This window comes from Bacillus hominis (assembly GCF_030348325.1).
Taxonomy (GTDB): Bacteria; Bacillota; Bacilli; order Bacillales; family Bacillaceae_G; genus Bacillus_A; species Bacillus_A hominis.
The window spans coordinates 2,406,355-2,429,701 of the sequence record NZ_JAUCFS010000005.1 but is presented as its reverse complement, the minus strand read 5'-3'; the positions used below and the strand labels follow the sequence as shown (position 1 = coordinate 2,429,701).

29 protein-coding genes and 1 pseudogene are annotated in these 23,347 nt (G+C 31.9%); 15 read left to right on the top strand and 15 right to left on the bottom strand.

Translation table 11 applies throughout. The features are described 5' to 3' along the window. Positions 1 to 2 precede the first annotated feature (2 nt). From QUF93_RS15030 to QUF93_RS14985, 10 genes are all read left to right on the top strand, one after another. Entirely contained in the window at positions 3 to 272 is a 270-nt protein-coding gene (locus tag QUF93_RS15030) for a heterocycloanthracin/sonorensin family bacteriocin (RefSeq protein ID WP_002119756.1), read from the top strand. A gap of 116 nt (positions 273 to 388) precedes the next feature. After that, positions 389 to 1,417, top strand: coding sequence for a serine hydrolase domain-containing protein (locus QUF93_RS15025; protein WP_289375614.1), 1,029 nt, complete (start codon positions 389 to 391; stop codon positions 1,415 to 1,417). A 31-nt stretch (positions 1,418 to 1,448) separates the two neighbouring features. Next, the gene (locus tag QUF93_RS15020; protein ID WP_002013225.1) at positions 1,449 to 1,592 is read left to right on the top strand and encodes a hypothetical protein; all 144 of its coding nucleotides are present in this window, start codon (positions 1,449 to 1,451) and stop codon (positions 1,590 to 1,592) included. A gap of 279 nt (positions 1,593 to 1,871) precedes the next feature. Then, positions 1,872 to 3,083, top strand: a complete 1,212-nt coding sequence (locus QUF93_RS15015; RefSeq protein ID WP_289375612.1) for an L-lactate MFS transporter — start codon at positions 1,872 to 1,874, stop codon at positions 3,081 to 3,083. Between the two features lie 180 nt (positions 3,084 to 3,263). Further along, positions 3,264 to 3,680 (top strand): GNAT family N-acetyltransferase, encoded by a 417-nt coding sequence (locus tag QUF93_RS15010; protein WP_016104977.1) that lies wholly within the window; start codon positions 3,264 to 3,266, stop codon positions 3,678 to 3,680. A 184-nt stretch (positions 3,681 to 3,864) separates the two neighbouring features. Next, positions 3,865 to 4,308 carry an NUDIX hydrolase gene (locus tag QUF93_RS15005; RefSeq protein WP_002147574.1) on the top strand — a complete coding sequence of 148 codons (444 nt, stop codon included), beginning with the start codon at positions 3,865 to 3,867 and terminating at the stop codon, positions 4,306 to 4,308. Positions 4,309 to 4,338: 30 nt separating this feature from the next. Further along, on the top strand, positions 4,339 to 5,469 hold the full coding sequence (dnaN, locus tag QUF93_RS15000; protein WP_289375609.1) for a DNA polymerase III subunit beta: 1,131 nt from the start codon (positions 4,339 to 4,341) through the stop codon (positions 5,467 to 5,469). 22 nt (positions 5,470 to 5,491) lie between these two features. Then, a complete protein-coding gene (locus QUF93_RS14995; protein WP_002119746.1) occupies positions 5,492 to 6,013 on the top strand; it encodes an NUDIX hydrolase in 522 nt (173 codons plus the stop codon). A 64-nt stretch (positions 6,014 to 6,077) separates the two neighbouring features. Continuing rightward, positions 6,078 to 6,998: a hypothetical protein gene (locus tag QUF93_RS14990; RefSeq protein ID WP_289375608.1), complete on the top strand. Its 921-nt coding sequence runs from the start codon at positions 6,078 to 6,080 to the stop codon at positions 6,996 to 6,998. Positions 6,999 to 7,037: 39 nt separating this feature from the next. Next, on the top strand, positions 7,038 to 7,280 hold the full coding sequence (locus QUF93_RS14985) for a hypothetical protein (RefSeq protein ID WP_289359282.1): 243 nt from the start codon (positions 7,038 to 7,040) through the stop codon (positions 7,278 to 7,280). 58 nt (positions 7,281 to 7,338) lie between these two features. Here the strand turns inward: QUF93_RS14985 and QUF93_RS14980 are convergent, their stop codons facing one another. Beyond that, on the bottom strand, positions 7,339 to 8,301 hold the full coding sequence (locus QUF93_RS14980; RefSeq protein ID WP_289375606.1) for an MBL fold metallo-hydrolase: 963 nt from the start codon (positions 8,299 to 8,301) through the stop codon (positions 7,339 to 7,341). 296 nt (positions 8,302 to 8,597) lie between these two features. Between QUF93_RS14980 and QUF93_RS14975 the strand changes: the two are divergent. From QUF93_RS14975 to QUF93_RS14965, 3 genes and pseudogenes are all read left to right on the top strand, one after another. Continuing rightward, positions 8,598 to 8,687, top strand: a pseudogene (locus QUF93_RS14975) (endonuclease); the annotation flags it as partial. 144 nt (positions 8,688 to 8,831) lie between these two features. Further along, a complete protein-coding gene (locus tag QUF93_RS14970) occupies positions 8,832 to 9,917 on the top strand; it encodes a hypothetical protein (protein WP_434476082.1) in 1,086 nt (361 codons plus the stop codon). A gap of 121 nt (positions 9,918 to 10,038) precedes the next feature. Next, the gene (locus QUF93_RS14965; protein WP_289359280.1) at positions 10,039 to 10,434 is read left to right on the top strand and encodes a RidA family protein; all 396 of its coding nucleotides are present in this window, start codon (positions 10,039 to 10,041) and stop codon (positions 10,432 to 10,434) included. Positions 10,435 to 11,197: 763 nt separating this feature from the next. Here the strand turns inward: QUF93_RS14965 and QUF93_RS14960 are convergent. From QUF93_RS14960 to QUF93_RS14940, 5 genes are all read right to left on the bottom strand, one after another. Further along, the gene (locus QUF93_RS14960) at positions 11,198 to 12,013 is read right to left on the bottom strand and encodes a YwqG family protein (RefSeq protein ID WP_289375604.1); all 816 of its coding nucleotides are present in this window, start codon (positions 12,011 to 12,013) and stop codon (positions 11,198 to 11,200) included. 78 nt (positions 12,014 to 12,091) lie between these two features. Beyond that, positions 12,092 to 12,499, bottom strand: a complete 408-nt coding sequence (locus QUF93_RS14955; RefSeq protein WP_289375602.1) for a DnaJ family domain-containing protein — start codon at positions 12,497 to 12,499, stop codon at positions 12,092 to 12,094. Positions 12,500 to 12,892: 393 nt separating this feature from the next. After that, a complete protein-coding gene (locus QUF93_RS14950; protein ID WP_289375600.1) occupies positions 12,893 to 13,258 on the bottom strand; it encodes a hypothetical protein in 366 nt (121 codons plus the stop codon). Positions 13,259 to 13,647: 389 nt separating this feature from the next. Continuing rightward, positions 13,648 to 14,019, bottom strand: coding sequence for a YxiJ-like family protein (locus QUF93_RS14945; RefSeq protein WP_289359276.1), 372 nt, complete (start codon positions 14,017 to 14,019; stop codon positions 13,648 to 13,650). A gap of 12 nt (positions 14,020 to 14,031) precedes the next feature. Beyond that, positions 14,032 to 14,883, bottom strand: coding sequence for a patatin-like phospholipase family protein (locus QUF93_RS14940; RefSeq protein ID WP_289359275.1), 852 nt, complete (start codon positions 14,881 to 14,883; stop codon positions 14,032 to 14,034). 179 nt (positions 14,884 to 15,062) lie between these two features. On the opposite strand from QUF93_RS14940, the gene QUF93_RS14935 reads away from it, so the two are divergent. Continuing rightward, positions 15,063 to 15,440, top strand: coding sequence for a PH domain-containing protein (locus QUF93_RS14935; RefSeq protein ID WP_002119722.1), 378 nt, complete (start codon positions 15,063 to 15,065; stop codon positions 15,438 to 15,440). A gap of 121 nt (positions 15,441 to 15,561) precedes the next feature. Here the strand turns inward: QUF93_RS14935 and QUF93_RS14930 are convergent, their stop codons facing one another. From QUF93_RS14930 to QUF93_RS14910, 5 genes are all read right to left on the bottom strand, one after another. Next, positions 15,562 to 16,086: a GNAT family N-acetyltransferase gene (locus tag QUF93_RS14930; RefSeq protein ID WP_289359274.1), complete on the bottom strand. Its 525-nt coding sequence runs from the start codon at positions 16,084 to 16,086 to the stop codon at positions 15,562 to 15,564. Continuing rightward, positions 16,026 to 16,547 carry a YfiT family bacillithiol transferase gene (locus tag QUF93_RS14925; RefSeq protein ID WP_002119716.1) on the bottom strand — a complete coding sequence of 174 codons (522 nt, stop codon included), beginning with the start codon at positions 16,545 to 16,547 and terminating at the stop codon, positions 16,026 to 16,028. The genes QUF93_RS14930 and QUF93_RS14925 overlap by 61 nt, the downstream gene beginning before the upstream one ends. A gap of 21 nt (positions 16,548 to 16,568) precedes the next feature. After that, positions 16,569 to 17,090: a GNAT family N-acetyltransferase gene (locus QUF93_RS14920; RefSeq protein ID WP_289359273.1), complete on the bottom strand. Its 522-nt coding sequence runs from the start codon at positions 17,088 to 17,090 to the stop codon at positions 16,569 to 16,571. Between the two features lie 63 nt (positions 17,091 to 17,153). Next, positions 17,154 to 18,476 (bottom strand): FAD-dependent oxidoreductase, encoded by a 1,323-nt coding sequence (locus QUF93_RS14915; RefSeq protein ID WP_289375598.1) that lies wholly within the window; start codon positions 18,474 to 18,476, stop codon positions 17,154 to 17,156. Positions 18,477 to 18,556: 80 nt separating this feature from the next. Further along, complete coding sequence (locus tag QUF93_RS14910; RefSeq protein WP_002119708.1) at positions 18,557 to 19,336, bottom strand: undecaprenyl-diphosphate phosphatase; 780 nt, start codon at positions 19,334 to 19,336, stop codon at positions 18,557 to 18,559. A 158-nt stretch (positions 19,337 to 19,494) separates the two neighbouring features. Between QUF93_RS14910 and QUF93_RS14905 the strand changes: the two genes are divergently transcribed. Then, positions 19,495 to 19,701 carry a hypothetical protein gene (locus QUF93_RS14905; protein ID WP_002119705.1) on the top strand — a complete coding sequence of 69 codons (207 nt, stop codon included), beginning with the start codon at positions 19,495 to 19,497 and terminating at the stop codon, positions 19,699 to 19,701. A gap of 126 nt (positions 19,702 to 19,827) precedes the next feature. Here QUF93_RS14905 and QUF93_RS14900 read toward each other — a convergent pair whose 3' ends face one another. From QUF93_RS14900 to QUF93_RS14885, 4 genes are all read right to left on the bottom strand, one after another. Beyond that, positions 19,828 to 20,208: a nucleotide excision repair endonuclease gene (locus tag QUF93_RS14900; RefSeq protein ID WP_002119702.1), complete on the bottom strand. Its 381-nt coding sequence runs from the start codon at positions 20,206 to 20,208 to the stop codon at positions 19,828 to 19,830. Between the two features lie 77 nt (positions 20,209 to 20,285). After that, positions 20,286 to 20,849 (bottom strand): GNAT family N-acetyltransferase, encoded by a 564-nt coding sequence (locus QUF93_RS14895; protein ID WP_289375596.1) that lies wholly within the window; start codon positions 20,847 to 20,849, stop codon positions 20,286 to 20,288. 68 nt (positions 20,850 to 20,917) lie between these two features. Beyond that, on the bottom strand, positions 20,918 to 21,490 hold the full coding sequence (locus tag QUF93_RS14890) for a YybS family protein (RefSeq protein WP_289375594.1): 573 nt from the start codon (positions 21,488 to 21,490) through the stop codon (positions 20,918 to 20,920). 338 nt (positions 21,491 to 21,828) lie between these two features. Then, entirely contained in the window at positions 21,829 to 23,259 is a 1,431-nt protein-coding gene (locus tag QUF93_RS14885) for a PQQ-dependent sugar dehydrogenase (protein ID WP_289375593.1), read from the bottom strand. Positions 23,260 to 23,347 lie beyond the last annotated feature (88 nt).

Genomic DNA, 23,347 nt, shown 5'->3' with positions numbered 1-23,347 from the left:
TAATGAATGAGTTTCAACAAGAACTGCAAACATTAAACCTTAATGATTATCAACCTGGTAATGTTGTGTATTGGGATCAGCAACAAAATCAATATCCATATTATTACATCCAAGATGATGCACGTCGCTGCGGCGGCTGCGGTGGTTGCGGCGGACGTTGTGGTGGATGTGGCGGTAGATGCGGTGGTTGCGGCGGCGGACGTTGTGGTGGTTGCGTAGGTTGTGTAGGTTGTTTCAGCTGCTTTAATTGCTGGAGCTGGTGGATTATTTAAGTACTATAGATCAATAATATTTCACATGAAAGAAAAGTGCAGATGCAAAGTTATAATGTATTGACACTTTTCTTTCATGCTGTCATTTTTTCGTTTTCATTTTAGGGGGAATTTATTTGTACAAATACGAGAAATTAATTTCATGGGTAGAAAATATTAAAGAGACAAATCAAAGTTCTGCGGCAGCACTTTGTATTATGAAAGACAATAAGATTGTACTAGAGCATTATAGTGGAAAGCATTCAAACACATTGAATAGTAAAAAGATAACAGCAACTTCACAGTTCAATGTTGCTTCTGCTAGAAAAAGCTATTTAGGATTAATGGTAGCTTATGCACTTTATGAGGGGAAAATAAAATCTCTGGATGACGAGGCTGTAAATTATTTTAAAGAATATGATCCTTCATTACTTGGTAAGACAACGATAAGACATTTAGTAACTCATTCACATGGTTTAAATGAAACCGATGATGGGATAATTTATCGTGAATTTGAGCCAGGACAAGCTTGGGCGTATAGAGATATTAATGTAAGAATGATGACACAGCTTATTTATCACTTGTATAACAAAAGTTTTCCTGAACTATTAAAGGAACGTGTATTCATACCTGCTGACTTCAAAGAAACTGGATGGAGAATAAAGCAAGATGAAAAATTAGTTAAGGTTGTTGTAAATCCAAATGAAGATGCCATAAATAGTGTTGGTGCAGTAGATGACGGCTCCGAGAAAAATTTGTTTGTTTCTGCGAGAGAATTTGCATACTGGGGAAATCTGCATTTAAATAACGGGTTCCTAAATGGTAAACAGATTGTGCCAAAAGAAGTTATAGCACTTGCTACGAGTTTGCAAAATCCAGAGTATAAAAATAAAGAACTACCACAAAATGGATTGTTTTGGTTCGTTCAAAATGAACCTGCTTTATGTAGCGAACTTGGTGAGCGAATTCCTAAAGGTTCCTATCAAATATTAGGAATTACAGGACCCACGATATTAGTCATTCCAGAATATAATGTCGTCGTTGCTAAAATGTACAATAAAAGATACAACTATGGTGGGGATAATTATTTATATTATTTACGTGAATTTAGCAATTTAGTCGCTGATACATTTAGTAGCAGTAAAAATAATACGGTTAGGGCATAACTACTCCTATAATAAAAAGGAGTGAGCTTTAATGAAAAATGAAGTGAATAAAAATAAAAAGCAAAATATAAAGGATGTAAACACAGAACAAAACGCGATTTATAGCGATCCGAAAGATGCAGCGAATATGCAAACTGTACCGCAGCCGAAAGATTTCGAGGAAATTGAATATTAATTTTCTCTCCGGCTTATTTATGAAAGAAAAATACGTCTTAAGTCTCATCACTTTTAGCAAATTATTTGGTAACATATGTACATAAGCATTCGAAAATGTCTTATCTTAACAAAGCTTTCTTTAAATGCTGTATATAACCTACAAAAAGGCACTTCTTGATGAAGTGTCTTTTTTGTGTAAGCTAACTTAATTTCCATTTTCCGTACAGTATCTTGCAATTTATTATGGATATACTAACTGTGAAAATTCATGTCATGATAAAAGAAGGGGACAGTTAGCATGAAACAAACAACATCTATAAATCCGTTGTTAATTGTTCTAGGTACAATCATTGTTCAAATTGGCCTAGGAACAATTTACACATGGAGTTTATTTAATCAACCCCTTGTAAGTAAGTTTGGATGGAACCTCAATTCAGTCGCGATTACTTTCTCAATTACGAGTTTTTCTTTATCATTCTCAACTCTATTTGCAGGAAAGCTACAACAAAAATTTGGACTTCGTAAACTTATCGCTACTGCAGGAATTGTTTTAGGACTCGGTTTAATACTTAGTTCACAAGTTTCCTCATTACCATTACTTTATTTATTAGCCGGTGTTGTCGTTGGATATGCTGATGGAACAGCATATATTACATCACTATCTAATTTAATTAAATGGTTTCCAAACCGTAAAGGGCTTATTTCTGGTATATCTGTTTCAGCATATGGAATGGGGAGCTTAATCTTTAGATATGTAAACGGAAATCTTATCGATAGTCTTGGTGTATCACAAGCATTTTTATATTGGGGTATTATCGTCTTACTTTTAGTATTAATCGGATCGTTCTTCTTACGTGAAGCAATTGTAAGTAACACGGTAACGGAAACATTACACAATGATTATACGCCTCGTGAAATGATGAGAACGAAACAAGTATATTTCTTGTTTTTCATGCTATTTACATCGTGTATGGGTGGTTTATATTTAATCGGTATGGTAAAAGACATTGGGGTGCAGCTCGTTGGTCTTAGTGCAGCGACTGCCGCTAACGCCGTTGCAATGATTGCAGTTTTTAATACGATTGGTAGAATCATTCTCGGCACATTATCAGATAAAATAGGTCGATTAAAAATTGTCTCTGCAACGTTTATTATTATTGGATTGTCCGTCTTTACTTTAAGTTTCATTCCACTAAATTACGGGATATATTTTGCTTGTGTAGCAAGTGTTGCCTTTTGCTTTGGTGGTAATATCACAATATTCCCAGCCATTGTCGGGGATTTCTTCGGATTAAAAAACCATAGTACAAACTACGGGATTGTTTACCAAGGTTTCGGTTTTGGTGCACTTGCAGGATCATTCATTGGAGCACTACTTGGAGGATTTCAACCAACCTTCATTACAATCGGTATTCTATCTGTTATATCTTTCGTTATCTCTATAGTAATCCGCCCTCCAAATGCAGAAAAGAAGAAGGAAATCAAATCGTTAAATCGAAAAATAGCTTAATTTTAAAAAAGAGTCCTTATACTAGGGCTCTTTTGCTTTACAAAAAAATGTATAAACAATGGATGACATTCAAAAAATCTAATTTTATCCTTGTACTTATTTCATAATCTAACATTAAAGAAGATAGGACATTCCGATTGTTAAATTGAATAAATAATGTAAAGGGGCGTGATAGTTAAAATGCAAATAGTAAAGCAATGGGTACAAGAAGATAGTGATTACATAAGAGAAAAAGTAATTGAATATAACCAAAAACAACTTTCAAATGAAGAAAAAACACCTTCAGAAAAGATTAGTTTTATAGTGAAAAATGAAAAAGAAGAAATAGTAGGAGGGATAACGGCAATCACATTTTGGCACCATGTACATGTTGACTTCCTATGGGTTTCTGAAGAATACAGGCACGAAGGTTACGGAAGCAATTTAATGAATCTTATTGAAGAATTTGCAATTAAAAAAGAATGTAGGCTAATCAAATTAGATACTTTTAGTTTTCAAGCCCCTAATTTTTATAAGAAGCATGGGTATAAAGTGATAGGGGTAAGTGAAGATCATCCTAAAGGACATAATCATTACTATTTAGAAAAAAGGTTATAAATGAATCATTAAAGAGTGTATTATGATTAATCTTTTTCAAAATATGCTCTTTTCTTTTGTGTGTCTATGAACACGATATCGTTTCGTATTAGTTATTTACTCAAATTACTTTTTATGAATCCAAACAATTTAATGATAGAATAAAATAAAGACAGAAAATTTTTACCATTCAAGGGGGTTACATATGAAAAAAGTAAATGTTACATACGCACTTCTATATGATGAAACTCATGAAAAGCTATTAATGGTTAAAAACAAAGGGAAAAATGGTTCTTATTACACTTTACCAGGTGGAGCAGTTAAATTCGGGGAAACGTTAGAAGAGGCAGCAATTCGTGAAGTAAAAGAAGAAACAGGGCTAGATATATCCGTAAAAGGGGTTTGTTCCATTAGTGAAGCCTTTTTTGAGGAGAGAGGACATCATGCAATCTTCTTTAATTTTTTAGGAGAAATAATCGGAGGGGAAATCTGTATATCACGGCCAAAAGAGATTGAAGAGATTACCTGGATGGAATTAGATTCAGCAGAACCTTATTTACGTATACCCGAACACTTAAAAAGCCTTTTACAAAAGAAAGAAACAGTTCCTTATATTTTTAATGGAACTATTATTCATCAATCTTCATAAAGATAGTATTTCATTTAAGGCGGGGGAAAAATGGAGTTTATCGTTAATCACAAACAATTTACACAAGCTCTTTCAGAAGTAAGTAAAGCTATCTCAACAAAAACTTTAATTCCTATATTATCCGGAATAAAAATAACAGCAGATCAATTTGGAATTACTTTAATCGCAAGTAATTCGAATATTTTTATCGAAAAATTTATCCCTAGTTTCATCGAAGACGAACAAATTATAACCGTCTTAAAAGCAGGAAGTATTGTTGTACCTGCAAAATATTTTATTGAAATTATAAAGAAAATGCCAAGTGATATATTAATACAAAGTAAAAATGAACACATACTTACCATACAATCAAAAGAAATCACATTAAATTTAAATGGATTTCCAGCAAATGAATTTCCAAATGTACCACTACTAGACGATCGTGTAGAAATACAAATAGAAACAGGACAATTGATTGAAGTGTTTAAACAAACTGTCTTTGCAGTGGCTAAAAATGAATCTAGACCAGTTCTTACTGGCGTACATATCGCGTTAAATAATAATAAGTTAATTTGTGCTGCAACTGACTCACATAGACTTGCTGTACGCGAAACACTAATTTCTTCAAATTCGAAAGCAAATTGCATTGTACCAAGTTCAACCATTAGTGAACTTCTAAAATTAATAAACAGTAATTCAGAATTCGTATATATCTATCTTTCAGAGAGTCATATTATTTTTAAATTTGGAACAACTACTTTATATTCAAGACTAATTGAAGGGAAATACCCTAATATATCCGCCCTAATTCCAAATGAATCCCAAACGGTTATTAATATAGATAGAAAACAGATTTTACAAGGTGTAGATCGGTCAAGTTTATTAGCTAGTGAATGGGCAAACAACAACGTTAACTTAGAAATCATCGACGAATCCACAATACAAATCTCTTCTAACGCTTCTCAGATTGGTAAAATATCCGAGACACAACAAATAGATGCTATTCACGGTGAAAAGCAATTAAATATATCTTTCGATGGACGATTTATGGTCGATGCTTTAAAAGCAATAAAAGAAGATATAGTTACTTTAAGCTTTAGTGGTTCTATGAGGCCGATATTAATTGAAGCAGGAGAGCAATCTGCAGCAGTATATTTAATATCACCCGTTAGAACTTATTAAGAACAAAGGAAGGAATTAAATTATGTACAAGCACACTTTATGTTTTATAAAAAGAAATGAAGAAATACTTATGCTAAATAGAGAATATGATCCTGTAAAAGGATTATGGAACGGTGTAGGAGGGAAGATAGAAAAAGGAGAAACACCGTTAGAAAATGCAATTCGTGAAATAAAAGAAGAAACAAATATAGATGTTGAACAAAATCAAATTCAATTTAAAGGCATTATTAAATGGGAGGATTCCTCATATTCTGGTGGCATGTATGTCTATTTAGTAGAGCTACTTAATGAATTTACATATCACACTCCAAAAAAAGTCTCAGAAGGAATTCTAGATTGGAAAGAGGTATCTTGGATTCTAAGTGACTATAATTACGGCGTAGGAGAGATGATACCTAAATTTTTAACTGAAGTACTTTATAATGAATTAATATTAGAGCACTCTTGCATTTTACTAAATCATAAATTAGTAGAGTATAAGAATAAAGAACTAGCTAAGCAGACCAGCCCAATAGATTTAATACATAAAGCAGTGCAAACATGAACAAAAAATAGCCAATGTAATCGAAGTGTTATTAAAGATAAAATTTAACGCGAGGGTGAGTATTATGAAGAAAATAATCGCTTTACTCTTAGGTATTGTTCTAATTACTTTTGCTTTTTTTCATTACAATAAAGAAAGTTTAGTTCAAAATGATAAACTGTTTGTTGAAAACTTTAAAGGTAAAAATGATTCAAATAAAATTCAAGCAGCCATTAATAAAGCAGAATCAAGTAAAATTAAAACAGTTTTGCTCGATGATAAAAAGTATAAAATCACTTCACCAATCATCGTTAAACAAGGTGTAAAACTATTATTCGGTTATGGAACACAATTTGTTGTAGAGGGAAACTTTAGGGTATTGGAACTAGAAAAAAATGCTTCGATTGAAGGAGCATACATAGCCATCGATGACCCTAAATTCAATTCTGAAGTTATATATTTAGATGGTAAAAATAAGTATTATAACACTTGGAACAAAACACAAATAAAAGATATAAATATTATAAATTGGGCCGAAACAAATAAAGGAACAGGAATTTCTTTATTCACTGGTGGAAAAGAAAATGAAATCTCCTTTATTAACTTCGATAACATTAAAGTAGCAGGAATGGAAACAGGGTTAAAATTAGTAGCGAAAAAACCGAAATCTGGACATGCCTGGATAAATGCCAACCGTTTTATGAACTTCTCTCTAGAGGATTGTGTGAATATGATTTATATGGATAGTAATTTAACTACACCAAATGAGATTAGCGGGAATCAATTTACAAATCTACAAATACAACCGTCAAGTAAAACAAAAAACATTTTAAGGGTAAGTGGACAGCATAACGAGTTCAATGGAATGGTGTGGGATTTAAATAAAATTAATCACGAAAACGAACTCATTGAACTAACTGATAAGAGCATGAATACAGTCATTGATATTACCTCTGTGCCGACAAGTAGAATTTTAGATAACGGGAAGGCAAATATAGTAAAGTAGTAATTAGGGGAGATTAGTATGTAATAGAAGGAGGAGCTCATGAAAAAAGGAAATCACTTATTTTGGGTATATATAACTAGTATTATTATAATACCCTTAATTATTTACTTAGCATTGGCAGCCTCTAGCGAAAAAAACATTCTTACTCAAGTGAAAAAAGCTCCCAATATCCCATCTGCTATTCAAGATTCAAGCAATATGGAAGACCCTACAGGATATTGGACAACAGAAAAGATGAAAAATGCAATTCCAGTAGATAAAACAAAGAATTTTAATAGATGAGTCATGTACGAATAAAAAGCGAACCATCCATATTAAATCGGTTCGCTTTTTATTATAATTATACTTCTCTCCACCAAGTTGACGTAGGGTAACCTTTAGATTTTAACGTAATAGCTTCACCGATTTGTGGCGTTGCAATATTAACCCCTAAACGATTTGCTTCTTTCGTAACACGTTCAATAGGATCACTCCATTCATGTAATGCTAACGTAAAAGCACCCCAATGAATAGGGACAAGCAATTCTCCTTTAACGTCAATATGAGCTTGCACTGTTTCTTCTGGCATCATATGAATAGCAGACCATCTCGCATCATATTGTCCACATTCCATTAAAGTAAGATCGAATGGACCATATTTATTACCAATCTCCTTAAAGTGCGGAGCATATCCACTATCACCACTAAAGAAGACTTTCGTTTCTTGACCAAGGATAACCCATGAACACCATAACGAACTATCTCTATCTGTCATACTTCGTCCAGAAAAATGCCTTGCAGGTGTACAAACTAATTTAATATTATCAAACGTAATTTCATCCCACCAATTATGCTCACTAATTTTACTAGGTGAAACACCCCATTTAATAAGATAACGTGCAACTTCAGTCGGAACATAAAAGTGCTTTACACGATCTTTTAACTGCATAATACTTTTGTAATTTAAATGGTCATAGTGATTATGCGAAATGATAATCGCATCAATTTCTTGAAGATCTTCACGTTCTAAAGAAAAAGCACCACTATAACGTTTACTATTAAAAACAGGAAACGGGGAAGAGGCGTCGCCAAACATAGGATCTAATAACAGCTTTTTACCTTCTATTTTTAAAAGAGAAGCAGAATGACCAAACCATGTAACACTATCTATAGATTCATTATGCAAATTCGGTAACACAATAGGTAAATTCTTTATAGGACGCAGCTTTGTTTTCATTTTAAAGTAATCAGTCATTAAACCTATAATATCTTTCGATTTAAAACTTACATCGGTATGAATTTGATTTATATATTTCTTTTTCATTAGTTCTCCTTTTTACGTTTAACAATATACGTATGTTGTTATTCTAGCTGTTATTAGTGTAAACTATATCGTTTTACCTTTCATCTTTAATGCAGTACATTTAATAAATTCTTCAAATTTATTATTTTTATATATAAAATAGAATTCATTTAGCAGCAACTAAAACTAATATTATGTATTTGTAAATTATTTTGTTTAAGTAAATTCTTTCTCATAAACAACAAAGAACGTACGTTTCGTTATATGTTATAGAAGCAGGTATGCAACTAATTATCCAAAGGACGGAGAGTCGATAAATGCTGGAAGAAAGAAAAAAGAAGTCAAAATGTAAACTATCAAAATCTGAAATGATTCAGCTTTATACAGAAGGGAAGAGCACCTCAGAAAATTCATTATAAAAATTTTAAAAACCCTGGTATAGCTATACTAAGGTTTTTAATTTGAGATTATTAGAGGATACTTATTTTTATTTATAGAACGTAATTAATACATAGATTTTACAATTAACTTAATTAAAAAAGAGGGATTCAATGATACTTGATACTAATACGCCAGAGGAAATGCTACAAACAGCTTATGAGACTAAAATGATTTCATCTGGAGACAACTCTCCATCTATAAAAATAAGTGGAACAAATCTTCAATATTTACTTGTAATGCTTCATCTGGGCATAGAATCAAATGCTATAAAAACGAAGCTAAATTGGACTGACGAAGAATTCGAAAAACAAATGCATGCACTAGAACTAGAAGGTTTATTGAAAAAGACAGGAGGGAGTTACTATCCAACGTGTATGGTTATAACAGCTTATGAAGGAGAAAAATTGTATAACCTATGTGAGCCTCTAATTAAACCTACACTTAACATAATTGAAAAGTATTATAATCAAATTGATGCTATTTCTAAAAGAATCGAGACATTGAGTCATTTATCTAAAGAATCGTATAGTCTTTTACTTTATAGTGGTGTGTTATTAGATTTCGGACAAATAAATACCATTGAAGAAAACTATTTAGAAACGGAACGGCCTTTGAGAAACAATAAAAGATATTATTATGCGATTCAAGAACAAGAACAAACAGACAAAGAGGCCTTTGGAATGTATGGTAATACGTATTTGGATTTAGAAGAATATCAAATTGGACTTTATGGAAACACTCGATATACAACTTTGAATTTAATAACTGCGAATAAAGAAACGTTTGAAGAATATTTTCACGATGCTATTACCGATATTAATTATACGAAAAAGCAATTAGTTGAAAATTTTGTAGCAGTAGATAGACAAGTAGACTTAAATTTAAATGTATTATACGAAAAATTAGGCTTATATCAAAATTCACAACCTGTTATCCCAGTGTTTAAAGCCACAGACTTATCTATACTTAGCGAAATCGCGAAAACGATCAGTGAGGATTTGATCTTATTATTTAAAGAAAATGAGAAACCTTTAAAAGAATACTTTGCAAGCAGCAGATACTCAAAAGAAATAACTTACGAAGAATTTTTCATTTGGTGGTATCACTTTTTCTATACAAAAGTAACTGAAGAACTAATAAAACAAGACATAATTAAAATCGGCATTCAAGAAAATCAAACATATATAATCTGTTAAATACCTAATTTTATAAATATAAGCAACATATTATAACTTCACATATGTAGCAGAAGGGTATATAGATAATTCCCTTAAGTTTTATATAGGGAAAATACGATACAAAAAGGAGCGAGGGACCTTGCAAAAGAAATTTATAAATCCGGAAACTATGCCCACAACTTTTGGATACTCACATGTAGTCGAAGTTAGTAACGCTAAACGAACAATTTACATATCTGGACAAGTAGCACTTAATACTGATGGTCACATAGTTGGCATGGGTGATTTAGCTACCCAAACGCAACAAGTATTTGAAAATATTAAAAGCGCATTAGAAACTTCAGAATTAAATTTTAATGATGTAGTAAAGTTAACATTTTTCTTAACGGATATTTCTCAAATGGCCATTGTCAGAGATATTCGAGATCAATACATCGATACTGAGAATCCACCAGCAAGTTCAGCTGTAGAAGTTAGAAAGTTAATTAACGATAATTTATTAATTGAAATTGAAGCAATCGCTGTAGCAAACTAATTTTAAAAACGTATTTTTAATCCTATAAACATAATTCGTTTAAAATTTGTGATTTAAACGAATTATGTTTTTTATTATCTTAAATATAACTTTCTATACGGAAACATTGTAATTAATCACATAAAACAACTCAAAAAACCAATAACCAAACAATCTATTGAAAAGGGAAGTTTAACAACCAAAACTAATATTTAATAAGTTTATTACTTTTTACTAGTTAACATAATATATATTATACAAAGTTGTATAGAGTAAGTGTTTCTCTGTATCAAAAACCAAGTAAACTATACTTAATGAGACGGAACGGAGATTTTTAATGAGATTTATACTAAATCAAACTTAAATGATTTTTTACGTTTTTATTACTAAATTTATATTTAATCCGTTTATAGCAAATCCGAACTTAAAATTCATGAATCGTTCTATTTACAAACACAAAAAAATTTTACGTAACGATACATTTAAAATAAAAATTAAAAATCGATTAAAGTGTTTTTATTACTAATGAATTTTCCAATGATTAATTTATCATTTTTAGCTACATATATGATTTGCTACATGTTACATTATTTTTATTTATTTCATATCATCGCTTGACTTTTATTATGATTGCTATCTTTTAATTTAGTTAACAAAATTAAATATTGTTAAAACAAAAATCACCCTAACTGTTAGGATGATTTTTTAGCACTTAAACATATATACACCAATAAATTGAGTCCTTTTCCCTATTTAAACATAAGTAATGCTCTAAATTGTTATTTTAATAGCAATCCCAATTGTAAATAACATTGGAAAAATCTAGGTTCAACAAATCTTCCTTGCGTATAAAGAAATTAGCAACACCAGAATCTCCCCACATAATATTTAATGAATCGTCTGTATCGATTTGCAACAATAATATATCATGCTGTTGGTATTTTTCTTCCCATTCCCTCGGATCTGTCTGTGTAAAAAATGGATAACCGCCAATTTTATGCCCTTGATCTTGGCATAGATCATCATACAGTTCGCCTAATTCTGTTTTATTTTCTTCATCAACAATTTCTTCCCAATCAATGTTTTCATTAAAAATCTTTTCAAATCGATAATCTCTTGATGTTACTGGTTGATAATCCAATTCAAACTTTAGTTTAGCTGCTTCAGGTATGATGAAATGCTCTAATTCTAAAGTGTTTAAATAGCTAAAATCAGTAATAACCTTAGTTAATTCTTCTGTAATTGTAGAATGGTAAATAATTCGAAAGTCTTTTTGGCTTGTTGGATGATCAAAATCTGCTCCAAAAAGTTCATCATTAGCACTTACGAAAAATTGTAACATTCCATTTTGAGGCATATATTCAATATGCGGCATTTCTTCAAATTTTAACTGCGCAAGTAGCATCATAGGTTGTCCGTTTGAGTCTTTAGGATGCTCTTGATTTATAGGTACATACGGATACCCGCCAAACTTGCTCTCAAAAAGTGTTGTTTCTGCTTGCGTTCCAGACGCTTTAATATACGGTTTCACACTTTCTTCTAAAATACTACGATACTGTTCTAGTTCTTTCGGAATTTGAAGTTGATACGTATTTTTCACAGCTTTTCCCTCCCTTTAGTAATGAATTGAAAACACCTAACTTAATTATATAGCAAAAGATGGTTTCATTAAAAAAAGCTAAAAATCCGTTTTAACCCTCATTTTTTGCGCACTTGGCGGACAAAGTAAATTATGTTCTGAGACCTTTTTATTAATAGTTGTAATTAACGTAGCTGCTTCTGCAGTATCCGTTAGTTCTTTTAATTTCTCTTTTAGATGATCTATTTCCTTTGAAAGTTCAATCCACCTAGGCAAAACATGATTATTTTTCAAAGTTCTATAAAGTTGCTTTTCAGGATTGTACGCAAGATCTTTATCAAGATTAAGAGGTTTCCCTTTACCAGGTAAATCATTAAAAGCGCCTTTCTTTTCTGCCTGTTTAACGATAGAACTAATGTGATCCTCATACGTGAATGACCAAACTTTCTCATCTTTCACTAAAATTTCTTGTTTTTTTAGCTTTTTATCTAGATCATCTTGATTCATAGATTCATTCCTCTTTTCATTTTATTTTTATAGTGTTATTTTCGAGTGTTTTAATGCTCTCAATCCATCCGGTAGCTTTTTACGCCGCCAAATGCCATCGTGACCGCCTTTAAAATCTTCATAAATGGTTTTGTATCTTTTTTCTTTTAAATCTTTATAGAGACGTCTATTTGCCGTTAAAAGAGGTTCATTTTCAAGTTTTCCTGATTTCGTATGAATTTGAAGATGAAATGTATACTGGTTAGCCGATGTAATAAGAACTTCTTGAAGGTGTGAAGTGCGAGAATATTAATTTTGATATGAAGAATATTTGAGCCTTGCTACATTTTATTTGTAATAAGGCTCTTTAAAGTTATTTAATTCTTATTGAACTAACGCATCCTTTTAGATCAGTTATTTATTAGAAAAATTATCAATTGCTTGAATAGCTTGTTCCAACGCGTTTATTCTTCTTTCTAAAAGCGTTCTTTGAGGACTACCAGCCTTTGATTTATCATACGCCCTCTCAATTGACGGAAGCAAACCAGTAAGAATATTGTAAGCTTCTGCTATATCTTGCTGGGTATAATTATGGGTTCTTTGATTCCAAACGTTTTCTAGCATTGCTAAGCCGATGCAAACAGCTTTCAGTCGTTTTTTTACTAAAGTAGTATTTGCTCCTTTCTGAGTCATCTGTGACAAAGCATTTTCGAGTTTACGGATTGTCGATTGTAAAGATTTTAATGATTCCAATTTATCTATATTTGATACGTTTTCCATGTTGGTGCTGTCCCTTCTTCGTTTCTGAATTATTTTGATACTTGATAACATTGATAAGAAGCTGATTTCACTCGGAATATTTTAACATAAATAACTAACGATGTTTGAAAGTAATTCTCAAGAATCCGACACAATTGTTAAACACAAGTTAACTAACCTGCCTGATAGTCCAATAAGAATTAAACAACTTTTTTGTCATTTAACATTTGCATGATGAATAATGATTTAAAAGAAAATGACCGCTAAACTAAACTCCGCTTCCCTCCTCTACAGTATTCTATATGTACTTCTTTCTTATAATTAGAATTCCTATATAAACAAGTTGATAATATTGTATATTTTATGAACTAAAAAAACGCACAAGCTATTTAACCTGTGCGTTTTCGTCTTTATTCAGTAAGGTAGTAAAGTAACAGTTTCCGAGCCTTTTCATAATTCATGAAATCTCTATATAAAATGGGGTATTTCACAATTTCCGTTTCTAGAAAAATATATTGCGGAAACCATTCAAAAAACGATTTTCGTAGCCACTGTATTTGTTGGAACGTAATATTCTCTTCGTTTTCATTTAGTACAGAACTTAAAGTTCCTGCTGTATGCATCCAATAATGATTAAAATCAGCGTTTATACAGTCATCTTCGGTAAATTTACTTTTTAAATCTCGCTGCAATTTTTCTGTAGCACGATAAGGAAACGGTTTATGTAGTGGGCTATGCATTTTCTGCAATTCATTAAAAATAACTTCTTTTCCTAATATCAACGTTCCACCCCTTTATTTTCCCATCCAATTCAATAAGTTTTCATAATGATTATGAGCATCCTTATACCCAAGATTATATAAATTAACGAGCTTTTCTTTATTTCTTTCTATTCCGCTTATAGGAAGCTGTTTGCTTGGCTGAATTACATAAAAATTATCTTTTTGTTCGTTGTGATTCATATAAGATACAGTTTCATTATAAAAACGATAATGTTTTACTAAATGCTCTGCAATTTTCGGATACTTTCTATATAAAATTTTAGCTAGTCCAGAAAATTTATTACGCTGCTTCTCGTATCCTTCTGGCTTTGTCATAATAACAACGTTTTTTAAATAACCATCATTTTGTGCTTTAAAAACTGGAATAGGATCTATAATCCCTCCATCTAACAATTTTCGATTATCATATTCTACAGCAGGTGCTATAAACGGTACAGAGCTTGATGCACGAATGATTTTTAAAATATCATTTCCATGTTCTGTTTTATTATAATAAACTGCCTGTCCTGATTCGCAATCAGTCGTTCCAATTACAAACTGTTCATTTGAATTTAGGAAAGTTTGAAAATCAAACGGTACAATTTTGTTTGGTACTTCATCGAATAAAAAATCCATTCCAAATAATTCACGTTTTCGAATTAAGTTTCGATAAGATATATATCTGTGATCTGCTACTAGCTCTGTATTTACTTTCTTATTTCTTCCTTTTTGGCGTGATAAATAGGTTGCTCCCATACACGCTCCAGCGGATACACCGACTACATACGGAAAGAATAAGTCCCTTTCCATAAAATATTCGAGTACTCCCGCAGTATATAACCCTTTCATTCCGCCGCCTTCTAATACTAAACCGATATTCTTCATGCTCAATCCCTCTGCTTCTGTTTTCTTAATTACATGTTAGCACAAGATTTTAGGATGAGGTTATATAAATTAATTGCAACAATAACGAAAAACTATTGAACTTATGTCATAATGTCTTATCCAATAGCATGGTACAATATAAGAAACTCATTCCACATATTATAAAGGAGGAATTTCATATGGGTTTATTTAGTGGTATTTTAGGAAATGCATCAAGTGCGAGTACAGAAAGCGTTGAACGTGATTTAGAAAAGATTATGCTGGATGATGAGAAAGTTGAGCATGCTTATAAATTAATTCGTGATTTAATCGTATTTACAAATCGCCGTCTTATTTTAGTAGACAAACAAGGAGTAACTGGTAAAAAAACAGAATACCATTCTATCCCTTATAAAAGTATTACACAATTTAGTATTGAAACAGCTGGGCATTTTGATTTAGATGCAGAACTTAAAATATGGGTGTCTAGTTTGAGCGCGCCAATTACGAAAGAATTTAAAGACGATGATAACATATTAAGTATTCAAAAAGCGTTAGTAACATATACGACAAAATAGTTCATTTCTGTATATTTATTCAAATTTCAAATTACTAACCCGGATTTTTTGGAAGAATATACATTAAATTTGTATATTTAATCTAAAACGGTGCAAAAAGGTAAAGCATTAAAAATGTGCTTTACCTTTCTTTTTTATAATAAATTAAAGTTGCTTTATCATTTAATTTATTTTTAAATTCCGTTCTTATATATCCCATCTTTTCGTATAGAAAACAATTTCGTTCTTCCTCTAAAATTGTAGCAAGCTCCCAAGTCATTGCTTCCGGAAACATCTCCTCAATTAAAATTAATACTTTTTGAGCAATTCCGTTCCCTTGATAGTTTGGAATAATAAACATCGGGCTTATCCAAAATTTAGATGCCTCTTCTTTACGTGATATACATATGGCTCCTACAAGATTTGTATTTACGAAAATTTTATAAAATCCACCGTCCAGATTATTTATTCTTGAAATCGTTCTTTCAATAAGTTCATTTGCCGGACTTGTTTCATAATCCTTATACTTTTCTAATGATGAACTAAATGATTCTACTTGCATTTGAAATATAATCTCTGCATCAATTTCTGTCGCCTTCTCTAATGTTACCAATTTAAACGCTCTCTTAAAGAAGTAATATGAGCTGTATGATGACGACCGTGCCATGCATATAGTCCAATTGCAGCAGCAAGTTTTTTTTCTCCTGATTCAGGATGATTAAATGTCTTTTCTAAATCTGCCGGTTCTAAAGAATATAATAAGTTAACCCATCTTTTATGTAATGAATCTAGCATTACAAGTGAAACATCTACTGGTAATTTTGAGTCAGGTAGCTCTGCCCATTTTTCTTCTTTGTACGGTTTAATAGTTGGGTTCTTTTCTGTCAGTGCTAATTTAAAGCGTATGTAGCTATTCATATGACTATCAACAACATGATGAACGACTTGACGGACAGTCCATCCACCAACGCGATACGGTGTATCTAACTGCTTCTGATCTAAATCTTTTATCGCTCTTGCTAATTCATTAGGTAAATCCTCAATTTCTTGAATCCATTTATCAATTATTTCTTCTGTAATAGTGCCTACATAAGTAAATTGGCCTATTGGATAACGTAAATCCTTCATGTACATGTCCCCCTATTATTTTTAATCCTTAGTAGTCCTCCAAATATAATGTACGAAATTTACGTTTTCCCCGTTTAAATCTACAGTAGTTGTATCCGCTTCCTTTTCACGAGAAAATCCGCTCTTTTCTAATACAATTTGTGAAGCTATGTTATTTGTTGTTGTCATAGCATGTATTTCATTAATTTCATAGACTCTTGCTTGAGCCAAAATCAATTTTACAGATGCTGCTGCAATTCCTTTTTTAGTAAACTTCTCTCCAACTCGGTAGCCTAACGACCCAATTCGTTTTTCCTTATCTAAATCAACTAAATTTATACGTCCTACAATTTCTTTTTCTGTATTACGTATGAGATGAAAATAAGAAATCCCCTCGGTTTGTTCTTTTAATAGTTCGTCAAGTTGCTTTTGAAAGTATTCATACACGTAATAATTAGAGCCCCGACTTGGTACCATTGTTTCAAAAAATGATTTGTTCGTGAGTTCAAAATTAAATAAATCTTCAGCGTCTTGATTCTTTAATTGTTCTATGTATATTTCCATCCCGTTTACCTCTTCTTGATTTACTAACTGTTATACATTCTTTTTTAAACGATAATTTTCCTGCTATTTCTTTCGTCTGAGTAATACAGTAAGTAATACTCTAGGATGAAAAAGATGAAATGGACTACGAATTAAGTTCATAACTCTGACTAACCGAATATAAATATCAGAATCACTTGCAGAAAGTTGATATATTTGTTTCGTATACCATTGCTGAAATTTTTGTTTCGTAGTTAATTCTTTCTGTAACTTAGGATGACGTGCTATCTCCGTTGTGGTCATTTCCCAAGGTGTTTTGATGATCATAGCAGACTTCATATAAAACTCTCGAGTTAATGTTTTATCAAGCCTTTTTCTCCCTTGAAGAATTAATTGCAATTGGTGAGCCTCCATAGCTGCAACTGAAACACCTTGTCCGAAAACTGGATCAAAACGACAATGTGCATCTCCAACTACTAACAATCCTTCAGGTAAATTATTAACTAGATCAAATCGCCTGCGTACTTGATATGGAATTTTGTACGTTTTTATATCGGTAATCACCTCAGATTTGTTTAGAAACTCTGTAACATTAGGGATTGATAGGTTTTCAGCAAAATCATAAAATTCATCATCTGTTTGCGGTGCTTTTTCATTTGCATATCCACTAAAAGTAACAAAATAACGATCATCTTCAATCGTTTGAATTAGAACACCATACGGATTCTCAGGAAAACTTGGAGACATAAGTATATTACAGCAGTCTAATTTCTCTTTTTCTTTGAGCCTAAACATTCTAGTTGCGTAAAACAAATCAATTCTTACTTTCTCTTCTTGTACTTCGAAATTGTATTCTTGTAACCAATCTATACTTTTCGAACCAAATCCACTTGCATCAACAACAAGATCTGCATGAAATTCTTCTTTCATTCCTGTTTTCAAGCATTTAGCTCTTATTCCATAGACTTTATTAAGTTTGTTATCTACTAGTAATCCTTCAACCAACATTTCATACTTCGTAGTAACATTTGAAACTTGTTCAATTCGTTTTTGAATATGCGATTCTAACAGAAGACGACTTTGTTGAATCATATTTATCTCGCCTTTGAAAGGCTGCTTCCATAGGCCGAATTGATGCCATTTTAAATCGCGAGTAAAGTTATTTACGATGCTACCTGCTTCAATTAATTCATTAGTAATGTTAGGAAACAACTCCTCAAGTGCTTCTTCGCCGCCTTTTAATAACACATGCGGATGATTACTTTGCGGAACTCTTTTTCGCGGACATTTTCCATCCCATCTTTCTCCTGCTTCTAAAATGAGTACTTCTTCAAAATTATCAGATAAAGCCTTTGCTGTGAGTTTCCCTGCTATACTTCCACCGATAATGATAGCCTTAGTAAACATTTCTTCCCCCTTAATGAAAAAAGATCCTGTCGTGTATGAATGGAACAGGATCTTAACTAATAATTCCTTGATAATTATATTTAAAACACCTGTGTGAATTGCAACGTTAAAATTAAAATACCTAATCCCCATACGTAATACGCGAATACTTTTAAAGAATGACGTTTTAAATATTGAATCATCCATGAAACTGCTATGTAACCAAAGAACGCTGCTGATAATGTTCCGACAATTAATGATGTACTAGAAATAGATTCTGCTTTCCCTTGGAAAACATCTGCAAATTGCAAGATGATAGCTCCGACAATAGCTGGTGTTGATAATAAAAATGAAAAGTACGCTGCTGTTTCGCGGTCTAACTTTCTCCATAATGCAGCGACAATTGTCATTCCAGAACGAGAAATTGCTGGAAATATAGCTACTGCTTGAAATGAACCAATTATGAATGCATCTTTATATGTAATATCATTCATTTTTTTACGACCGTTTTTTTGTTTATCGGCCATATAAAGAAATAAACCCGTCACTAAAAACTCCCAACCTATTGTGATACCTGTTTTTGAAATATCTTCAAAAAAGTCTTTAAATAATAAACCGATTACAACCGCAGGTATCGTCCCGACAATAAGTAAAAACATAAGCTTTGAAAACGGATTTTTAATTAAATATATAAATTCTTTCTTATAATAAATAAACACCGCAAGTAACGTTCCGATATGCAACATCGTATCTAAAAATAAACCTGCTTCATCTAATTGAAAAAGATGTCTCCCTAAATAAAGATGCCCTGTACTACTTATAGGTAAAAACTCTGTCAATCCTTGAATAATTCCTAAAATAAAAGCTTCTAGCCAATTCATGATGATCTCCTTTCTCGTTTGCTTGTACCAATATATGATGCTTTAATTTTTGTTATGAAAGAAAATATATTTCTCTTGGGGATTTACTTTAACCTTTATTTAAAAGTTATGGATTGTAACACAGATGGATATATATGTAAAAATAAAGGAGGGTTTATATGGAGAAACACACAAAATTAGGAAACATATTACTTTGGATTGGACCTATTCTTGTGTTCTTAGGCTTATGTATGACAAATGTAATTACAGACATACCTTTCTTCGAAGGAAAGCATAAAACTCTTGGAATTATTATGTTATTTATAGGGGTACTTTGTTTAATTGCCGCCCATTGCTTGAAAATACGAAAAAATTCTGCCGATTAAATAATATATTCCCTTATAAGGAGGAACAAATGCGAGGAAAATCATTACGGACAAAAATTACAAAGCTATATAAATAAAAACAATCCTAGTGTATGTACTAGGATTGTTTCATTTCGCTAATGTTGTTTATTTATAAAACACTTTATCAACGTTATATTTCGCTTTGTATTCATTAATGATGTAAGTTTCGTAAATTTCTCTTTCTGTCGGATCTTCTACGATACATGCATCGATGCGATATACTTCATCACGATAATTTTTGATTGGTGAAACATTATCTTCAAAATGCTTTTTAATACGTTGTCTAATTTTACGAGCTTTACCTACGAAAAGAAGTTCGTCATTAATATTGTAAAACATAAAAATGCCGCCTTTATCTCTAGGGAACAAGTGGAAATCGATAAAACCGTTAATTGGAGTAATTAATGGCTCGTCTCCTTTAATAACTTGTTTACGTTCAGTAATTGAAACATCAGCTTCAGGAATATTAATTTTAATCAAGTTCATTCACGTCCTCTTTTATTATAAAGATAAATAATAGCATAAGTATGTAAGAAAAGCTATGTTCAGAGACATATTTCATTTTATAATTCAAATATTATAGGTATATCATGTAAACTTTTTTTCCAAATCATATGATCACTTGACTCGCCCCAATAATCCTTCAGTGCATAAATAGGCTCTCCGAATTTCTTCTTCCATATTTTTTGTGCGTTTTTATATCCACTATCCAAACAAAAGTCTGTTATTCCTTTACCTAGTAAAGTAAGAAACATTGCATTTAACAGCAAACTCCCTATACCTTTTCTTTGATACTCCGGAAGTATAAATACAGTTCCTATTTCATACAAATCCTTAAGTACACCGCCTGTACAACTATTAATTAATGTACTTGCTGGACCGATTTCAATCGTTCCAATGATTTTATCGTTATTTGTATCTATTGCTAATAAAAAGTAACGACTTTCTCCATTACTATCAAAATCGTTTTTCAAATATTGCTTTTTCGAGTTAATTTCATTTTCTATGTCATCTAATAATTGGGATAACCCTTCATTTTTATATGTATTCGTAATAACTATACGGAAAAACAAGTATAGTTCATCTAGATCATCCGAATTCGGCCTTCTAATTTCAACGTTATACATGACTTAGATCTCCAATCTTTGAAAATATATGAGAAAGTGTATTCGTTCAAAAAGATTTTATACAATTGTTAAGACCATACTTTATATACTCTATTCATTATTATTCTACACAGCTCTGCATAGATCCAGCAGTATAGAAAACTCAGTATAAATATTAATGTAATCACTTTTATATCCATAGTTGTATGAATAGTAGGACCAAGTACAGGAAAACGGAAGATATCGAGAATGATCATAATTCCTATAAGTAGACATATCGCTGAAAAAGAAATTACCCAAATCCTCCTCTTGAATTGTAAAAAGGATATTCCTAACGCTATACCTAATAATCCTGTAGTAAAAGGAAAGACAATTAGTTCACTTGGCTCAATAATGAATAATAGGAAAATAGTAAGAATATACGAGAGTACTCCCTCACGAATAGAATAACAAATAGCTAGAAAAATCGGTAGCGTCGCGAAAGGACTAATAAATAACCCTATTCCTGGGATTAAGTTCCCCGCAGATTGAAAAATAGCAGCAAATGAACCGAGTAACGCTGTAATGACTAACCTACTTGCAGGAGTAACCTTTCTTTTATGAACAAAATTCGCACCCTGCTCTATCATCCATTGATACCAATAGCCTCTAAAGCGATTCATCAAAATCCCCCTAAATTTACCTAATTCATCATTTTCTATAGTATCCATACACTTATAGTTTATGTGTTACTTTTGGCTAGTCGTTTATACATAGAAGTTTTTTTATCTGGATCATATGTCGTGCACTTTGAAGAAGAATCTGTTGGTTTGAAATAAAGTTTGACTAGAAATGTTTTAAACATCCTTATATAGTGAGCACCAAAAAGAATCCATTTAGAAAAAAAGATTGGTTTCTATAAAAAAATTTGATTAAAACTACACATGTTAACCTTACTATATGATTCTTTGATTAATAAAACGTATAAAAATTTAAGTCCACCGAATTTTATAATTATAAATCAAGGGACAATTTCATAAATAGTACCTTTGTTAAAATCAGTTACTTTCATAGAACCATAAACTCCTAAATATAATCTAGTTTGATCTAAATTTGCTCCTAAACTAACATAATAAGCTGCTTGAGTACCGAAATCATAATTGGTTTCAATAACATTAAAGTCATTACGTTTACCGTCTATACTTGCTCTGGTATAAGCTAACACTCCCTTTACTGGAGATTGAGATTCTTCTTTCTTGGCAAGATCGGTAAACACGACGCTACCGGTTAAATTAGGGATTCCAGTTCCCATATATGACTGGACTCCTGTAAGTGCAGTTCCTCTAAATTTATCCGGTCTGGAATCTTTATGAAAATAACTAATTAGAGGCTGAATACGTTTCACTGACGTTTGAATTGTTTCATCATAATAAGCCATCGTTCTCTCATCCAAAGTCTGATTCTCGGAACAGTGCCGTATAAAAGAAGTAGGTAAATCGCCTTCCCATCCTCGCCAACCAAAGTTAATAAATCCATCTTGATCAGGAGTAGATCTCATTAAATGCGCTTGAACAAGTTCGGTAACCGGTATGGGTTTATAATGAACAAACGAAAAAATAGACTCTACAATATCCTGCCCGACATTTCCAGCATATTTGATATACTGATTATAAAACCTTTGAAATGAAATACCTGTTATATTCCGAACCCCTTTCGCAATTACTATAAGTGTTTCTTGTATAGATAAAGGAAGTTCATTAAAGCGCGTAACTACTGGAGGGTTATTCATTAATGTATTTTTACTTACATCAATTTCAATTATTTTACCCGCTATTTCTAAATCATCCTGACTTAAATTAAATGGATCATAACCCGATCCACCATCTCCATTTGTAAAAACAAGTTTTCCAGTCTCAGGTGAAAAGGTTAAACTATTGACTCCGTTATGATTAAAAAAGGGCCTTCTTATGTTAAGTAATGTCCGTCGTTTTTGAGGTTGACTATGTGGTTGTAAAATCCATTCCTCAACCGTATCAATATGATCATATTGAGTATCTCTATTTACCCACTTTAAGTTTAAAGTTTTCGGATCACATGGATTAGGTTTAAAAGATTCAGAAAGGGCACCTGGACCTTGAGTGCCAGCTACTGAATAATGAAGGTAAAATAAACCGTTTTGATAAAATTGTGGATGAAACGCTAGTCCTAGCAATCCTCGTTCATCATATCCAGTACCAGCAATACCTTCTTCAGACTTACCTAATTTTATGATTCGCGGGCGAATATCTAAAAAAGTCCTTATAACTCCGTCTCCTATGTAAAAGATTTCTCCTACCTGGGTTGCAATAAATAACCTTTCAATTGAGTCACCTGGTAGTATAGTCGTTTTCAAAACAGTAGGTAAATTTAACTTACTTGCAATGGGTCGTAAACTAACCTTAACTTTTGTCAACTGACTTTACACCCCTTTAATTGCGTTTTATTAAAAGAGTATGATTAGAACTGTTCGATTAGTATTCAATTAGGGACTAGGGAATTGG

Coding starts and splice junctions, on each gene's coding strand:
- QUF93_RS15030 (WP_002119756.1), top strand. CDS start 3: ATGAATGAGTTTCAACAAGAACTGCAAACATTAAACCTTAATGATTAT.
- QUF93_RS15020 (WP_002013225.1), top strand. CDS start 1,449: ATGAAAAATGAAGTGAATAAAAATAAAAAGCAAAATATAAAGGATGTA.
- QUF93_RS15015 (WP_289375612.1), top strand. CDS start 1,872: ATGAAACAAACAACATCTATAAATCCGTTGTTAATTGTTCTAGGTACA.
- QUF93_RS15010 (WP_016104977.1), top strand. CDS start 3,264: ATGCAAATAGTAAAGCAATGGGTACAAGAAGATAGTGATTACATAAGA.
- QUF93_RS15005 (WP_002147574.1), top strand. CDS start 3,865: ATGAAAAAAGTAAATGTTACATACGCACTTCTATATGATGAAACTCAT.
- dnaN (WP_289375609.1), top strand. CDS start 4,339: ATGGAGTTTATCGTTAATCACAAACAATTTACACAAGCTCTTTCAGAA.
- QUF93_RS14995 (WP_002119746.1), top strand. CDS start 5,492: ATGTACAAGCACACTTTATGTTTTATAAAAAGAAATGAAGAAATACTT.
- QUF93_RS14990 (WP_289375608.1), top strand. CDS start 6,078: ATGAAGAAAATAATCGCTTTACTCTTAGGTATTGTTCTAATTACTTTT.
- QUF93_RS14985 (WP_289359282.1), top strand. CDS start 7,038: ATGAAAAAAGGAAATCACTTATTTTGGGTATATATAACTAGTATTATT.
- QUF93_RS14980 (WP_289375606.1), bottom strand. CDS start 8,301: ATGAAAAAGAAATATATAAATCAAATTCATACCGATGTAAGTTTTAAA.
- QUF93_RS14970 (WP_434476082.1), top strand. CDS start 8,832: ATGATACTTGATACTAATACGCCAGAGGAAATGCTACAAACAGCTTAT.
- QUF93_RS14955 (WP_289375602.1), bottom strand. CDS start 12,499: ATGAATCAAGATGATCTAGATAAAAAGCTAAAAAAACAAGAAATTTTA.
- QUF93_RS14950 (WP_289375600.1), bottom strand. CDS start 13,258: ATGGAAAACGTATCAAATATAGATAAATTGGAATCATTAAAATCTTTA.
- QUF93_RS14940 (WP_289359275.1), bottom strand. CDS start 14,883: ATGAAGAATATCGGTTTAGTATTAGAAGGCGGCGGAATGAAAGGGTTA.
- QUF93_RS14935 (WP_002119722.1), top strand. CDS start 15,063: ATGGGTTTATTTAGTGGTATTTTAGGAAATGCATCAAGTGCGAGTACA.
- QUF93_RS14930 (WP_289359274.1), bottom strand. CDS start 16,086: ATGGCACGGTCGTCATCATACAGCTCATATTACTTCTTTAAGAGAGCG.
- QUF93_RS14925 (WP_002119716.1), bottom strand. CDS start 16,547: ATGAAGGATTTACGTTATCCAATAGGCCAATTTACTTATGTAGGCACT.
- QUF93_RS14920 (WP_289359273.1), bottom strand. CDS start 17,090: ATGGAAATATACATAGAACAATTAAAGAATCAAGACGCTGAAGATTTA.
- QUF93_RS14915 (WP_289375598.1), bottom strand. CDS start 18,476: ATGTTTACTAAGGCTATCATTATCGGTGGAAGTATAGCAGGGAAACTC.
- QUF93_RS14910 (WP_002119708.1), bottom strand. CDS start 19,336: ATGAATTGGCTAGAAGCTTTTATTTTAGGAATTATTCAAGGATTGACA.
- QUF93_RS14905 (WP_002119705.1), top strand. CDS start 19,495: ATGGAGAAACACACAAAATTAGGAAACATATTACTTTGGATTGGACCT.
- QUF93_RS14900 (WP_002119702.1), bottom strand. CDS start 20,208: ATGAACTTGATTAAAATTAATATTCCTGAAGCTGATGTTTCAATTACT.
- QUF93_RS14895 (WP_289375596.1), bottom strand. CDS start 20,849: ATGTATAACGTTGAAATTAGAAGGCCGAATTCGGATGATCTAGATGAA.
- QUF93_RS14890 (WP_289375594.1), bottom strand. CDS start 21,490: ATGAATCGCTTTAGAGGCTATTGGTATCAATGGATGATAGAGCAGGGT.